At 72.3% G+C, this 15239-nt stretch carries 10 protein-coding genes; 6 read left to right on the top strand and 4 right to left on the bottom strand.

Features of this window, described 5'->3' with window-relative positions:
* Window positions 1–131: 131 nt before the first annotated feature.
* Window positions 132–1406, bottom strand: a complete 1275-nt coding sequence (locus ACFVZW_RS05535) for an extracellular solute-binding protein (RefSeq protein ID WP_329121281.1) — start codon at window positions 1404–1406, stop codon at window positions 132–134.
* 337 nt (window positions 1407–1743) lie between these two features.
* Here ACFVZW_RS05535 and ACFVZW_RS05530 point away from each other — a divergent pair, with 337 nt between their 5' ends.
* The 3 genes from ACFVZW_RS05530 (at window position 1744) to ACFVZW_RS05520 (ending at window position 5533) form a co-directional block, all read left to right on the top strand.
* Window positions 1744–3471 (top strand): alpha-amylase family glycosyl hydrolase, encoded by a 1728-nt coding sequence (locus ACFVZW_RS05530; RefSeq protein WP_384517088.1) that lies wholly within the window; start codon window positions 1744–1746, stop codon window positions 3469–3471.
* A gap of 25 nt (window positions 3472–3496) precedes the next feature.
* A complete protein-coding gene (locus ACFVZW_RS05525; RefSeq protein ID WP_362371011.1) occupies window positions 3497–4525 on the top strand; it encodes a LacI family DNA-binding transcriptional regulator in 1029 nt (342 codons plus the stop codon).
* 93 nt (window positions 4526–4618) lie between these two features.
* Window positions 4619–5533 (top strand): phosphatase PAP2 family protein, encoded by a 915-nt coding sequence (locus ACFVZW_RS05520; protein ID WP_384517085.1) that lies wholly within the window; start codon window positions 4619–4621, stop codon window positions 5531–5533.
* Here the strand turns inward: ACFVZW_RS05520 and ACFVZW_RS05515 are convergent.
* Both ACFVZW_RS05515 and ACFVZW_RS05510 read right to left on the bottom strand, forming a co-directional pair.
* Window positions 5517–7085 (bottom strand): amidohydrolase, encoded by a 1569-nt coding sequence (locus tag ACFVZW_RS05515; protein WP_384517082.1) that lies wholly within the window; start codon window positions 7083–7085, stop codon window positions 5517–5519. The two genes, ACFVZW_RS05520 and ACFVZW_RS05515, sit on opposite strands and share 17 nt — an antisense overlap.
* Entirely contained in the window at window positions 6995–8608 is a 1614-nt protein-coding gene (locus ACFVZW_RS05510; RefSeq protein WP_384517079.1) for an APC family permease, read from the bottom strand. The genes ACFVZW_RS05515 and ACFVZW_RS05510 overlap by 91 nt, the downstream gene beginning before the upstream one ends.
* Window positions 8609–8712: 104 nt before the next feature.
* Here ACFVZW_RS05510 and ACFVZW_RS05505 point away from each other — a divergent pair, with 104 nt between their 5' ends.
* Entirely contained in the window at window positions 8713–9321 is a 609-nt protein-coding gene (locus tag ACFVZW_RS05505; protein ID WP_384517076.1) for a TetR/AcrR family transcriptional regulator, read from the top strand.
* Between the two features lie 15 nt (window positions 9322–9336).
* On the opposite strand, the gene ACFVZW_RS05500 is transcribed toward ACFVZW_RS05505, so the two are convergent.
* Complete coding sequence (locus ACFVZW_RS05500) at window positions 9337–12324, bottom strand: bifunctional [glutamine synthetase] adenylyltransferase/[glutamine synthetase]-adenylyl-L-tyrosine phosphorylase (RefSeq protein ID WP_384517073.1); 2988 nt, start codon at window positions 12322–12324, stop codon at window positions 9337–9339.
* A gap of 273 nt (window positions 12325–12597) precedes the next feature.
* On the opposite strand from ACFVZW_RS05500, the gene ACFVZW_RS05495 reads away from it, so the two are divergent.
* Window positions 12598–14673: a PIG-L family deacetylase gene (locus ACFVZW_RS05495; protein WP_384517070.1), complete on the top strand. Its 2076-nt coding sequence runs from the start codon at window positions 12598–12600 to the stop codon at window positions 14671–14673.
* Between the two features lie 58 nt (window positions 14674–14731).
* Window positions 14732–15232 carry a pyridoxamine 5'-phosphate oxidase family protein gene (locus ACFVZW_RS05490; protein ID WP_384517067.1) on the top strand — a complete coding sequence of 167 codons (501 nt, stop codon included), beginning with the start codon at window positions 14732–14734 and terminating at the stop codon, window positions 15230–15232.
* Window positions 15233–15239: the final 7 nt, after the last annotated feature.

Below are 15239 nucleotides of genomic sequence, written 5' to 3'. Positions count from 1 at the left end.
GTGGGTGGGCGCCGAGGGTTGCGCGGGGGTGGGCTTGGGCGGGGGGGGGTGGGGGGCGGCGCGCCCCCCGGCGCCCTTCACCGCCGACTGGCTGCTGGTGTCCACAGCCATCAGCCGGCCTGCCTTCCTTGTTACTTCCAGTCCTTCAGGAGCTTGCGGTAGGCGTCACCCGTCGCCTTGGCGCCCTGCTCCGGGGTGGCCTGGTTGGTGAGGACCTTGGTGTACTCGGTCTGCAGCGGCGCGAAGAGGCTGCCGCCCTCGGGGATCCAGGGGCGCTCGACGGCCTTCTCGACGACCGGCTTGAAGAAGCCGATCATCTCGTTGCTCGCGACGTCCGGCTTGACGTAGACGGACTCGCGGGTCGGGAGCAGGCTGAGCTCCTTGGCGGCGGTGGTCTGCGCCTCGACGGAGGTCATGTACTCGACGAAGGCGTAGGAGGCGTCCAGGTTCTTGGAGCCCGCGTACACGGCGAGGTTGTGGCCGCCCTGCGGGGCGCCCTGGCCGGCGGAGCCGGCGGGGACCGGCGCGATGCCGAGGTTCGCCTTGTCGGCGAACTCCTTGCCCGCGTAGGTGTCGGAGACGGCCCACGGGCCGTTGATCATCATCGCGACCTTGCCGTCCTTGAAGGCGGCCTGCATGTTGTCCCAGCCGTTGGTCGCGTCGGTGATCGCGGCCTTCGAGTCGACCAGGTCCTTCACGGTGGAGAAGGCCTTCACGCCGGCGGCGTTGTCGATGGTGATCTTCTTCTGCTCGGCGTTGGCCATGTCGCCGCCCTCGCCGTAGAGGAAGGAGAGGAACCAGTAGGCGTCGTCGCCGCGCAGGTAGAGACCGGTCTTGCCGGTCTTCTCCTTGATCTTGGTGGCGACGGACTTGAGCTCGTCGACGCTCTTGGGGACGTCGACGCCGGCGTCCTTGAAGATCTTCTTGTTGTAGAAGATGCCCATGGAGTCGATGACCTGCGGGACGCCGTAGGTCTTGCCGTTGTACTTGGTGGAGGCGGACGCCTGCTTGAGGAAGTCCTTGTCGTCCTTCAGCGCGGCGGTGCCGTCGAGCGGCGCGAGGTAGCCGAGGTTCGCGAAGTCCGGGGTCCAGGCGACCTCGGAGCGGATCACGTCGGGGGCGCCACTGCCGGACTGGGCGGCGTTCTTGAACTTGTTCTGAGCCTCACCGAACGGCACGTTCACGTACTTGACGGTGACCTTGGGGTGCTTCTTCGTGAAGTCCTCGGCCAGCTTCTTGAAGACCTTGTCCTCGCTGCCCACCGTGGAGGTGTCCCACCAGGTCACGGTGCCGGAGAGCTCGCCCGAGCCCTTCGAGCCGCCGCTGTTGCCGTCATCGCTTCCGCACGCCGCCAGGGTCACGCCCAGGGCCGCGACCAGCGCGGTGGCCGCTATGCCACGCCGCATGTGAACTCCTTCAACTGATCCCGGGGGGACGAGGGGCTGGAACCTGCCTCATGCGACCGCTCCCTCGCGGCGCGCCGGGTTGCCAGGAACGTAACAGGGATGAAAACGAGCCGAAAGAGCTTGCGAGAACTTTCTGCAAGGAGCGGGGATCGTTACATCGGCGTGTCCTGAAGGTTGCCGACGAGTCGCTTGACAGCGGGATAGGAGGGCCTCTTGCGGGGCGCAGGACGGCCTGCAAACCTTTTCATCACCGCTTGCAGGCCCGTTTCATGTCCGCTTTGACCTCGTTGGGCAGGAAGACGACCCACATCCGGAACACGCGAGAGGGGCACCGCACATGGCCCACGAGCTCACCTCACCGTCGCCGTCGAACCTTGCAAGTCCTTGCGACAGCCCCACCGGCTGGTGGCGGGACGCCGTCATCTACCAGGTGTACGTCCGCTCCTTCGCGGACAGCGACGGCGACGGGATCGGGGACCTGCGCGGGGTGCGGGAGCGGCTGCCGCACATCGCCGGTCTCGGCGCGGACGCGGTGTGGCTGACGCCGTTCTACGCCTCCCCGCAAGCCGACGGCGGCTACGACGTGGCGGACTACCGGGCGGTGGACCCGCTCTTCGGGGACCTGGCGGACGCCGACGACCTGGTGCGCGCGGCGCACGGGCTCGGTCTGAGGGTCATCGTGGACATCGTCCCGAACCACACCTCGGAGCGGCACCCCTGGTTCGAGGCCGCGCTCGCCGGGACGGGCCGGGAGCGGTACGTGTTCCGGCCCGGACGGGGCGCGGACGGCGCGGAGCCCCCCAACGACTGGGGGTCCGTCTTCGGCGGCCCGGCGTGGACGCGGGTCGCGGACGGCTCCTGGTACCTGCACCTCTTCGCGCCCGAGCAGCCGGACCTGGACTGGACGAACGAGGAGGTACGGGCCGAGTTCGACTCCGTGCTCCGCTTCTGGCTGGACCTGGGGGTGGACGGCTTCCGGATCGACGTCGCCCACGGCATGGTCAAGGCGGAGGGCCTGCCGGACATCGGACGCGGGCAGCAGGCGAAGCTGATCGGCACCCAGCGGCTGCCCTTCTTCGACCAGGACGGGGTGCACGAGATCCACCGCGGCTGGCGCCGGCTCCTGGAGTCGTACGGCCCCGACCGCATCGGGGTGGCGGAGGCCTGGGCGCCGACGCCGGAGCGGCTCGCCCTGTACGTACGCCCCGACGAGCTGCACCAGGCGTTCAACTTCCAGTTCCTGAACTGCCCGTGGGACGCGGAGGAGCTGCGGTCGGTCGTGGACGCCTCGCTCCGCGCGACGGCATCGGTGGGCGCGCCGACGACCTGGGTGCTCTCCAACCACGACGTCGTGCGGCACACCACGCGGTACGGAAGCCTGGAGCGCGCTCGGGCGGCGGCCCTGCTGATGCTGGCGCTGCCCGGCTCGGCCTACGTCTACCAGGGCGAGGAGCTGGGCCTGCCCGAGGTCGCCGACCTGCCGGACGAGCTCCGCCAGGACCCGGCGTTCTGGCGCGGCGACGGCCAGGACGGGCTGCGCGACGGCTGCCGGGTCCCGCTGCCGTGGACGGCCGAGGGCCCGTCGTACGGCTTCGGTCCGGCCGGCTCCTGGCTCCCTCAGCCCCCGGAGTGGCCTGCTCTCAGCGTCGCCGCCCAGTCCGGGGACCCGTCCTCGACCCTGGAGCTCTACCGGCGCGCGCTGCGGCTGCGCAGGGAGCACCCCGCCCTGGGCGCGGGCGACGCGGTGGAGTGGCTGGACGCCCTCCCGGAGGGGGTGCTGGCCTTCCGCCGACGCTCCGGGGAAGGTGACGTGGCGGTCGTCCTCAACACGACGGCGCGGGAGGTGGTTCTTCCGTTCGCCGGGAGGCCGCTCCTGAGCAGCGAGCCCCGCGCGACGGCGGCCGCGCAGGACGGCGGCCCGGTGGCCGAAAGTACCCGTGGCAGCGGGGGAAGCGAGGGCTCCGGCCCCGTACTGCCCTCCCCCGCGGGCGAGTTCACGGACCGCTCCGCCGATGGGCGCAACGTCCGGGTTCCCGCCGACTCCTGCGTTTGGTGGGCAATCTGACGTGCGACCGGTACAGTCCAATCCCATGACCGCGCGGCTTGCCGACATCGCAGCCCAGGCGGGGGTCAGTGAAGCCACAGTCAGCCGCGTGCTCAACGGCAAGCCCGGTGTGGCCGCGGCCACCCGTGAATCCGTGCTTGCCGCACTCGACGTCCTCGGATACGAGCGGCCCGTACGACTGCGTCAGCGCAGTGCCGGGCTCGTCGGGCTGATAACCCCCGAACTGGACAACCCGATCTTTCCCGCGCTCGCGCAGGTCATCGGGCAGGCCCTGACACGTCAGGGCTACACCCCCGTCCTCGCCACCCAGACCCCGGGCGGGTCCACCGAGGACGAGCTCACCGACATGCTGGTCGAGCGGGGCGTCTCGGGGATCATCTTCGTCTCCGGGCTCCACGCCGACACCACCGCCGACATGACGCGCTACGACCAGTTGCGCGGCAAGGGCGTCCCGTACGTCCTCATCAACGGCTTCTCGCCCAAGGTGCAGGCGCCCTTCGTCTCGCCCGACGACCGGGCCGCGATGCAGCTGGCCGTGACGCATCTGGCCGCGCTCGGGCACACCCGGATCGGGCTCGCGGTGGGGCCGAAGCGCTTCGTGCCCGTGCTGCGCAAGATCGAGGGGTTCCAGCGCGGGATGAAGGAGCGGCTCGGGCTCACCCCCGAGGAGTCCGAGAAGCTGATCCAGCACTCGCTCTACACCCTGGAGGGCGGGCAGGCCGCCGCCGGCGCCCTGATCTCCGCCGGCTGCACGGCCGTCGTATGCGCGAGCGACATGATGGCACTCGGTGCCATCCGGGCCGCTCGCCAGCAGGGGCTCCAGGTCCCCAAGGACGTCTCCGTCGTCGGCTTCGACGACTCGCCCCTCATAGCGTTCACCGATCCGCCGCTCACCACCATCCGCCAGCCCGTGCAGGCGATGGGGCAGGCCGCGGTCCGCGCCCTGCTGGAGGAGGTCGGGGGAACCCCGGCCCCGCACAGCGAGTTCGTCTTCATGCCTGAGCTGGTCGTTCGCGGTTCAACCGCTTCTGCGCCGCATCAGGGAAACCACTGAGCCAGGGCTCCCTCTCAGGATGGAGCGTGTGCGCCCCGAACCCGTCCGAGGGATGATCGGACGGGGGGCGTGGATCTGGCAGACTCTCCTCCTATGGGTGAATCGACCGTGAAGAGTTTGGAAGGCCGGACGGCGGCCGCCCCGTCACCCATGTCGGACGGTGGCGGAGTGCGGGCACGCCTTCGCGCGCCCCGACGCCCCAGGATCTGGTTCGAGATCCTGCTGATCGGCGTCAGCTACTGGACCTACTCCCTCATCCGCAACGCGGTACCGGAGCAGAAGGCCCAGGCGCTGAAGAACGCCGACTGGATCTGGGACGTGGAGAAGTCCCTCGGGCTGGCCTTCGAGCAGACCGTCAACCATGCCGTCAATTCGGTGACATGGCTGATCGTGTCGATGAACTACTACTACGCCACGCTGCACTTCGTCGTGACGATCGGTGTGCTCGTGTGGCTGTACCGATGGCAGCCGGGCCGTTACGCCGCGTCCCGTACGGTCCTGTTCGCCACCACCGGCGTGGCGCTGGTCGGTTACTACCTGTATCCGCTCGCGCCGCCCCGGCTCATGAACGGCCAGAGCTTCGTCGACACGGTCCTGGTGCACCACACCTGGGGCTCGATGGCCTCGGGCGACCTCAAGCACATGTCGAACCAGTACGCGGCGATGCCGTCGATGCACATCGGCTGGTCGCTGTGGTGCGGTCTGACCATCTTCGCGCTGGCCTCGGCGCCCTGGGCGCGCATCCTCGGTCTGCTCTACCCGGCCGCGACCCTGGTCGTGATCGTCGCCACCGCCAACCACTTCTGGCTGGACGCGGTGGGCGGCATGATCTGCCTGGCCTTCGGCTTCGCCGTCTCCTACTTCTGGTACGGCGCGCTGCCCCAGCGCCTTCCCAAGCTGGTGGAAACGCCCGCACCGGTGGCGCAGGGCGGTCCACCCCCGGGCTCCGGGGAGCAGCCGGAGACGGACCGCGCGCGTGCCTCCTCGAAGGTCAGCTCCGGTAGGTGATCCGGCCGCCGGCCGTCGTGAGCCGGATCGGCGCCCGCGCGGTCTCGTCGGCGGGCGCCGTCACCGGGTCGACCGTGAAGGCGGTCAGATCAGCCCGGTACCCCGGGGCTATCCGCCCCGCGACCCGCTCCTCGCCCGCCGCGACCGCCGCGTGCGTGGTCATGCCCTCCAGCGCCATGAGGCCGCTCAGGCCCGGGCGGGCGGAGGCGGCGCCGCGCGGGGCCTGGGCGGTGGCCAGGACCTGACGGGCGTCGTGGTGGGCGATCGGCCAGTCCGAGCCGAGCGCGAGGTACGCGCCCGCGTCCCGCAGGTCCCGGCAGCGCCAGGCGCGGTCCGCCCGCTCGTCACCGAGCCGCTTGGACCACTCGTCCGTGTGGTCGGCGCGGGTGTAGGCGGTGTGCGGGGGCTGCATCGAGGCGACGACGCCGAGTGCGGCGAAGCGGCCGCGCTCGCCGTCCGGGACGGTCTCGATGTGCTCGATCCGGTGCCGCGGGCCACCGGCACCCAGTGCCGCCACGGTGTCGAGGACGTGCCGGACCGCCGCGTCGCCGATGCCGTGGGTGGCGGTGCCGACGCCGGCCTCGTGGAGGTGGCGTACGGCGGCGGAGTACGCGGCCGGGTCGGGCCAGAAGGCGTCGGTGCCCTGGCCGTGACAGTCGGCGTGCTCCAGCCAGGCGGTACCGCCCTCGACGGTGCCGTCCATGAAGAACTTCACCCCGCCGACCCGCCACAGCCGCCCGGACCTCTCCTGGAGCCGGACCAGCTCGTCCAGCTCCGCCGCGGTGGCGCCGGGCATGCACCAGGGCGCGAGCCGCAGCCGTAGCGGAAGGTCACCGTCCGCCTCCAGGGCGGTGAGCAGCCCGGGGACGTCCTGGCCGCCGAGGTCCATGACGTGGGCGCCGGTCAGCCCGGTGGCGGCCATGGAGGTCAGCAGCTCGACGAGCCGGTCGCGCCGCTCGGCGTAGGGCTGGGCGGGGAGCACGGGCGTCATGAGGTCCATGGCGGCGTGCTCGATCAGATGGCCGGTGGGCCGTCCCTCGCCGTCGCAGACGATCTCGGAGCGCTGCTCGAAGGCGCGCGGACCGTGGATGCCCGCGGCCTTCAGGGCCGCCTCGCTGGCGAGGGCGGAGTGGCCGTCGTAGAGCCGCAGGAAGGCGGGGGCGCCGCCGAGGACGTCCTCGACGAGCTCGCGGTGGATCGGCCGGCCGCCGAAGACGTTGTGGTCGAGGGCGACGCCGATGATCCAGCCGTCGCGGCGCTCGGCCGTGGCGAGGACCGCGCGCAGTTCGTCGAGGTCGTGCACGCCGGAGAGGTCGGTGCCCGTGAACATCTCCAGGCCCCAGACGGGGTGGCTGTGGGCGTCGGTGAGGCCGGGGGTGAGGGTGGCGCCGCCGAGGTCGACCGTCTCGGTGCCCGGGCCGCGCCAGGCGCGGGCGTCGGTGTCGTCGCCGACTGCGGTGATCAGTCCGTCGCGGACGGCGACGGCAGTGGCGCCGGTGAGCTCGGGCTCGCGGACACGGGCGTTGACGAGGACGAGGTCGGGTGCGGACACGACGACGGTGCTCCTTCTGCGGGCTTCTCGGTTTCGGGCGCTGCGGTGTGGGGCTGCACGGTCTCGGGCTGCGCGGTCTCGGGCTGCGCGGTCTCGGGCTCCGCGGCGAAGTTCGCGTAGACCTCGGGGCGCGTACGGCGCAGCCGGAAGGCGAGCAGGAGTCCGAGGACGAAGACGGCGGGGACGAGGGCGAGCAGGACGGTGTTGACGGTGGCGGAGGCGCCGGTGAACAGCTCGACGTTGAGGGCGACGAGCGTGATCGCCCCGGCGAGCAGGACGAAGGCGGTGACGGGGGCGACCACGGTGCGCAGCGGGCCCTCGTCGTGGCTGATCCGGCGGAAGAACAGCGGCACGGCGAGCGCGGCGAGCAGCTGGAGGACCATCAGACCGATCATGCCGGGGGTGTTCACCCAGAGCAGGAGCTGCTGGTACGGGTCGGCTCCCGCGGCCGCGAAGGCGAGGACGACGGCCGCGCCGAGGGCGGTCTGCAGGATGCCGGCGACGTACGGGGAGCGGTGGCGGGGGTGGACGCGGCCGAGGGCCTTGGGCAGGACGCCCTCCTCGGCGAGCGCGAGCCCGTAGCGGTTGATCGCGTTGTGGAAGGCGAGGAGCGAGGCGAGGACGCTGGTGACGATGAGGAGGTGCATCAGGTCGGCCGCCCAGGCGCCCACATAGGTGGTGATGGCGGCGAAGAAGAGGCCGCCGGGGTCGTCGGCCGCGGCCTGCACGACCTTGTCGTCGCCGAAGGCCTGGATGACGGTCCAGACGACGAAGGCGTAGAAGAGGCCGAGGAAGGTGACGGCGATGTAGGTGGCGCGGGGGACGGTCCGGTTCGGGTCGCGGGCCTCGCGGCGGTAGATGACGGTCGACTCGAAGCCGGTGAAGGCGGCGAATGCGAAGGCGAGGACGGCCGCGCTGCCGGGGACGAGGACGTTGCCGGGCGTGAACGAGGCGAGGGAGAGCCCGGCCGCGCCGCCGTCGAGGAGCACGCCGCCGGCGAGCAGGACGAGGATGCCGGTCTCGGCGACGAGCAGGACGCCGAGGACCTTGGCGCCGAAGTCGATGGACCGGAAGCCGCCGTACCAGATGAGCAGGAGCCCGGCGAGGGAGACGGGCAGCCAGGGGACGTCGACGCCCCAGAGGGCCTGCGCGGTGTCGGCGGTGGCGGTGCCGAGCAGTCCGTAGACGCCGATCTCCATGCCGTTGTAGCCGAGCATGGCGAGCAGGGCGGCGGCGATGCCGACGGGCTTGCCGAGTCCGCGGGTGATGTAGGCGTAGAAGGCGCCGGCGCTCTTGACGTGGCGGCTCATGGTGGTGAATCCGACGGCGAAGACCGCCAGGGTGATACCGGCCAGGAGATAGCCGGCGGGTGCGCCGATGCCGCCGAGGACGACGGCGATGGGGGCGACGCCTGCCATGACGGTGAGCGGGGCGGCGGCGGAGACGACGAAGAAGGAGATGTCGGCGGTGGAGAGGGTGCCGGTTCTCAGCCCCTTGGGCGCGTCGGAGGTGGATGAGGACATGGGAGGGGAAGCCCTTCCGCGAAAGGAAACCTAAAGGCTTTCGGTTTGCGGCAATGTAGCCTCCGTCACGGCGTACGGGAAGACCTCACAGAGAGAGCGGGTACATGGGACGGCCGCGGACCCCTTTGCTCGACCGGGAGCGCATCACCACGACGGCGCTCGAACTCGTGGACGAGCAGGGCGACTTCAGCGTCCCGCAGATCGCGCGGCGGCTCGGCACCCGGACGGCTTCGGTGTACCACCATGTGGACGGCCGGGACGGGATCGTGGAGCTCCTGCGCGAGCGGGTCTGCGACGCCATCGACGGTGGCACCCTCGACCGGGACCCCTGGGACGCGGCCATGGCGGCCTGGGCCCGCTCCTACCGCGCCGCCTTCGCCGCGCACTCGCGGGCCATCCCGCTGCTCACCACGTCACCGGTCCGCGCACCGAAGGTGCTCCTCCAGTACGAACGAGCCGTCGGCCTCCTCCTGGACGCGGGCTTCGCCCTGCCCGACGTCATGCCGGTGATCATCGCCCTGGAGAACCTGGTCCTCGGCTCGGCCCTCGACATGGCCGCCCCCGAGGCCATGTGGGAACTCGCCGACGAGACGGCCACCCCGAGACTCGCGGGCGCGCTGGCCGCGATCGGCGACGGCCGCGCGGACGCGGCCTTCGAGCTGGCGCTCGCGGGATACCTGGCGCACTGCCGGAAGCTGCTGAACACCCCGTAGCCGCCCATGCGGACGCTACGCCCCGTAGAAGAGCTCCTCGACGACCGCGCGGGCCCGGCGCGTGATGCGGCGGTAGTCGTCCACCATCTCGCCGACATGGCCCGGGGTGTAGCCCAAGTACCGTCCGACCGCCGCCAGTTCGCGGCCGTCGGAGGGGAAGGTGTCCCCCGGGCGGCCGCGTACCAGCATCACCGCGTTGCGGACGCGGGTCGCCAGGACCCATGCCTCGTCGAGGATCTGGGCCTCCTCCGTGGGGAGGAGCTCCGCCGCGTGGGCGGCGGCCAGGGCCTCCCGGGTACGGGTGGTGCGCAGGCCCGGCTCGGCCCAGCCGTGCCGCATCTGGAACAGCTGGACCGTCCACTCGACGTCGCTCAGCCCGCCCCGGCCGAGCTTGGCGTGGAGCGTCGGGTCCGCGCCGCGCGGCAGACGCTCGGTCTCCATGCGGGCCTTCAGGCGCCGTATCTCGCGCACCGCGTCCTCGCCGAGCCCCTCGGCCGGGTAGCGCAGCGGGTCGATCAGGTCGATGAAGCGCGCGGCGAGGTCCGCGTCGCCCGCCATGGGCGCGGCGCGCAGCAGCGCCTGGCTCTCCCAGACCAGGGACCAGCGGCGGTAGTAGGCCTCGTACGACTTCAGCGTGCGGACCATCGGGCCGCTCTTGCCCTCCGGCCGCAGGTCCGCGTCGATGAGCAACGGCGGGTCGGCCGTGGGGACCTGGAGGAGTCTGCGCATCTCCGTGACGACCTGGTTCGCGGCCCGGGCCGCCTCCTGCTCGTCGACGCCCTCGCGCGGCTCGTGCACGAACAGGACGTCGGCGTCGGAGCCGTAGCCCAGCTCGTTCCCGCCGAAGCGGCCCATGCCGATGACCGCGAACCGGGTCGGCAGCGTGTCGCCCCACCCCTCGCGCACGGCGGCCCTCAGCGCGCCCGCGATCGTCGCCGCGTTGAGGCCGGTGAGGGCCTGGCCGACCTGGTCGACCAGCGCGCCCGGATCCGCCTCGCGGGGGTTGTCCTCCGTCCCGTACGAGCCGATGAGATCGGCCGCCGCGGTACGGAACAGCTCCCGGCGCCGTACGCCACGGGCCGCCGCGACCGCCTGCTCGGCGCCGTCGGCGCGGCCGACCGCCGCGAGGATCTCCTGCTCCAGGTGCTCCCGCCCGCGTGGCTTCAGCCCCTCCGGGTCGCCGAGGATCGCCACCGCCTCGGGGGCGCGCAGCAATAGGTCGGGGGCGAGCCGCCCGGCGGAGAGCACCCGCGCGAGGTTCTCGGCCGCCGCGCCCTCGTCACGCAGCAGCCGCAGGTACCAGGGGGTCTTGCCGAGCGCGTCGGAGACCTTGCGGAAGCCCAGCAGCCCGGCGTCGGGGTCGGCCGAGTCCGCGAACCAGCCGAGCAGGACCGGCAGCAGCGTCCGCTGGATCGCGGCCTTGCGGGTGACCCCGGAGGAGAGGGCCTCCAGATGGCGCAGCGCGGCGACGGGATCGGCGTACCCGAGCGCTTCGAGGCGCTGACCGGCGGCCTTCGGGCTGAGCCGGGTCTCGCCGGGAGTGAGCTGGGCGACGGCGTCGAGCAGCGGCCGGTAGAAGAGCTTCTCGTGCAGCCGGCGGACGACCGAGGCGTGCCGCTTCCACTCCTTGTTGAGCTCGGCGACCGGGTCGGTGCGCAGGCCGAGCGAGCGGCCGAGCCGGCGCAGATCGCTCTCGCCCTCGGGGACGAGATGGGTGCGGCGCAGCCGGTAGAGCTGGATGCGGTGCTCCATGGCGCGCAGGAAGCGGTACGCCTCGTCCAGCTGGGCCGCGTCCGCGCGGCCGACGTAGCCGCCGGCGGCGAGCGCCGCGAGGGCGTCCAGGGTGGTGCCGCTGTGCAGCGTCGCGTCACCGCGGCCGTGCACCAGCTGAAGGAGCTGGACGGCGAATTCGACGTCCCTGAGGCCCCCGGGGCCGAGCTTCAGCTCGCGCTCGACCTGGGCGGCCGGGATGTTGTCGACGACCCTGCGCCGCATCTTCTGCACGTCGGGGACGAAGTTCTCGCGCTCGGCGGCCTGCCAGACCAGCGGGGAGACGGCGTCGATGTACTCGGCGCCCAGCTCCGGATCGCCCGCCACCGCCCGTGCCTTGAGCAGGGCCTGGAACTCCCAGGTCTTCGCCCAGCGCTGGTAGTAGGCGAGATGGCTCGACAGGGTCCGCACCAGCGGGCCGTTGCGGCCCTCGGGCCGGAGGTTGGCGTCGACCGGCCAGATGGTGCCCTCGACGGTCGTCTCGGAGCAGATCCGCATGAGGTGGGAGGCGAGCCGGGTCGCGGCCTGCATCGCCTTGCCCTCGTCGGCGCCCTCGACGGCCTCGCCGACGAAGATCACGTCCACGTCGGAGACGTAGTTCAGCTCATGGCCGCCGCACTTGCCCATGGCGATGACGGCGAGCCGGCAGTGGGCCGCGTCGGCGGGGGCGGCGGTGCGGGCGATGGCGAGCGCGGCGCGCAGCGTCGCGGTGGCGAGGTCGGCCAGCTCCGCGGCGGTCTGGGCGACGTCGCTGGTGCCGCAGACGTCCCGGGCGGCGATGGCCAGGAGACAGCGGCGGTAGGCGACGCGCAGGGTGACCGTGTCGACGGCCTCGGCGAGGCCCCGCTCGAACTCGGCGACGCCGGGGTGCAGATCGGCGGCCTCGTAGGTGACGAGGGCCTGCCAGTCCTTGGGGTGCCGGGTCAGATGGTCGGCGAGCGCCTCGGAGGCGCCGAGCACGCCGAGGAGCCGGTCCCGGAAGGGCTTGGCCGAGAGCAGCGTGGAGCTGAGGGTCTGGCGCTCCTCGTCGGGCTGCGCCTCGACCAGCCGGACCAGGCCGCGCAGGGCGAGGTCGGGGTCGGCGGTCGCGCCGAGGGCGTCGAGGAGCACGGAGTCGTCGCGCAGCGCGGCGAGGTCGGGGACGTCGAGCAGACGTTCGGCGGCGGACGGATCGGTGAACCCGTGCCGCAGCAGCCGGGTGAAGGTACTGCCTCTGCGCCCCGGCACCGTCATTCCGCGACTCCCTCCACCCATCCGCCCGGCCGCTCTTCCGAGGGGCCTTGATCGAGCCTATCCGCAGCGGCGGACGCGGTCGCCCTGAGGGGCAGAACTGACGAAATAGGGCATAACACCCCACTCTGCGCCTTCGCTTCGCAGAGGATCACACGTGATGTCACGCACATTGCTCACTATTCGCGGCCGATGAACCGTACTCCTTGAAAGTCCCTCTTCCTGGCCGAAGCACCGCCCCCGGCCCTGTTCGTCCTTCGAAAGTGCATACCGTCGATGCGTGTCCGTCTCCGTCGCCCCTCCCTGACGCCCCGCGCCCGGCTCGTCTCCGTCCTGACGACGACCGCGCTCGTGGGCGGTTCTCTGGCGGGGCTGGTCCACCTCTCCTCCGGCACCGTCTCCGGAGCCCCGACGAGCCAGGAGTCGAAGGGGACCGACGGCCCGTCGCGTCAGGCGGCGGCCCCCGCGCGCGAGACGAAGCCGGTCCGCACCCCCGCTGTCGCCGTGGCGCAGATCGTGGCCCACCCGGACGACGACCTGTACTTCATGAACCCGGACACGGCCCAGTCCATACGCTCGGGCGCCTCCCTGACCTCCATATACATGACCTCCGGAGAGTCGGACGGCGTCAACGCCAGGCCCCGCGCCCCCCATCGCCCCGCGCCCGACAAGGCCGCGTTCGCCGAGGCCCGGCAGAACGGCATACGCGCCGCCTACGCCGAGATGGCCACCGGCAACCGCACCAGCCCCTGGGACCGGGTCGTCATCCCCACCGCCGGCGGCGCCCGCGCCGAGCTGGACGTCCTGCGCGCCAAGCCGCAGATAAGCCTGGTCTGGCTGCAGATGCGCGAGGCCGGCTCCATCACCGGCAATCGCCCGCACAGCCTGAACGGACTGTGGAACGGCCGGGTCGAGTCCCTCGAGTCGCAGCGCGCCGCCGGCACCCCCGTCGACACCGACTTCTCGTACACGAGGGAGCAGGTGATCGACACCCTCGCCGGACTCCTCTCGCGGTTCCGGCCCACCTTCGTCCGGATGCAGGACCCGACCCCGGGCCGGAACGCCGAGACCGGGACGTACACCGACCACCAGGACCACCTGTACGGCGCCCGGTTCGCGCAGGCCGCCCTCGCGCGGTACGCGACCACCACCGGCCGTCCGCACTTCGGCGTCCAGAACTACCTCGGCTACCCCACCGGCACGCTGCCGCGCACCCTCGACCCCGCGTCGGCCGGCGCCAAGCTGAGCACCCTGAAGACATACGCCTGGGTCGACGAGGTCAACGACTGCGCCGACCCGGCCGGCTGCGGCGATCTGAAGGTGGCGGGACGCCCCGGCGGATGGGGCTGGACCGAGACCATCCGCTACGCCCGCGGGACCTCCACCTCCTGGGTGCAGCGCGACACCGGCGGGGGTCTGCACGCCTTCTCGGTGCTCGACGGGCGCCTCGCGGTGTGGAAGAAGCCCGCGGGCGGGGCCGGCGACTGGCAGGGGCCGGACCTGCTGCCGGGCGACGGTCTGGACAGCGGAGTGACCTCCGTACGGCTCCGGGACGGCCGGATCGCGGTGTTCGGCACCCGTACGACGCTCGCCTCGGCGCAGGCGTACGGCCGTGAGGTCGTCACGACCGAGCAGTCCGCGCCCGGCGGCGCGTTCGGGCCGTGGCGGTCGCTCGGCACGCCGGAGAGGAACGACGCCCGCGGCACCTCCGACATCAGCGCCCCGGCCGTGGCCGTGGACGGCACCGGCCGGGCGACGGTGCTGCTGCGCGACAGCCGGCACCGGCTGACCGCGCGCGAGCAGGGCCCCGACGGCGGGTGGAGCCCCTGGCGCACCCTGGGCGGCGACGGCCTGTTCGGCGACCCGGTGGCCACGACGGACGGCGCGGGCCGGATCCACGCCTTCGCCGGCACGCCGAAGACCGTCCTCACCTGGTCGCAGCAGCGACCCGGCGCGCCGCTCTCGGAGCCGCGGCGGACCGGGCTGCCGGCGACGACGCTGGCGCTGAGCGCGAGCCCCGTCCCGGACGGGCAGGGTGTACGGCTCTGGTTCCGCAAGCCCGCCTCCGGCGACCTGCGCACGGCCGACCTCTCCGGCGGCGCCCTCACCTCTCCGGTGACCGAGCTGGCCGGCGGCGCCGCCGGCTTCGGTCCGGTGGGCGGCGGCCAGGGGCTGCTGGCGGTCCGCTCCCGTACGGGCGTCCTGGCGACGGCCCCGGCGGCGAGCGCGGGCACCCGGCCGCTCTGGACGCTGGAGAAGTTCCTGTTCTCCGGCGCCCCCGGCGGGGTCGTGGACGGAGTCGCGGCGATGGGTCTGGACGGAAAGCTGCACTGGACGCCCGCCGTGCGATGAGTTCCGGGCCGGTGCACGGTCTTCCTTGTAGGACCGCTGCCCCCCACTGGAGGACACCATGGCCCCGGAGACCACTCTGGACCCCCGCTTCAGCGACCCGAAGGCCCACGCCGCCGAGTGGTCCGAGGCCGCCGCGCGGCTCGCCGGGGCCGAGGTCTTCTGGCTGACCACCGTCCGCCCGGACGGCCGCCCACATGTCACGCCGCTGATCGCGGTGTGGTCGGAGGGCGCGCTGCACTTCTGCACGGGTCCCGGCGAGCGCAAGGCGCGCAACCTGGAGGAGAACCAGGAGGTGGTCCTCACCACCGGGACCGCCTCGCTCGCCGACGGCATCGATCTGGTGGTCGAAGGTACGGCCGTTCGGGTGACCGACGAGACGCGGCTGCAGGCGCTGACCAGGGCGTACGTCGAGAAGTACGGCGACGATTGGCGATTCGAGGTGCGCGACGGCGCGTTCGTGGGCGACGGTGGGACGGCCCTGGTGTTCGCCGTGGCACCGCGCACGGTGTTCGGTTTCGCCAAGGGCGACCCCTTCGGCCAGACCCGCTGGCGTTTCTGAGGAGCCC

This window comes from Streptomyces sp. NPDC059567, assembly GCF_042735655.1.
Taxonomy (GTDB): domain Bacteria; phylum Actinomycetota; class Actinomycetes; order Streptomycetales; family Streptomycetaceae; genus Streptomyces.
Note: the sequence above shows the minus strand (reverse complement) of the source record. Positions and strands in the feature narration are given on the sequence as shown.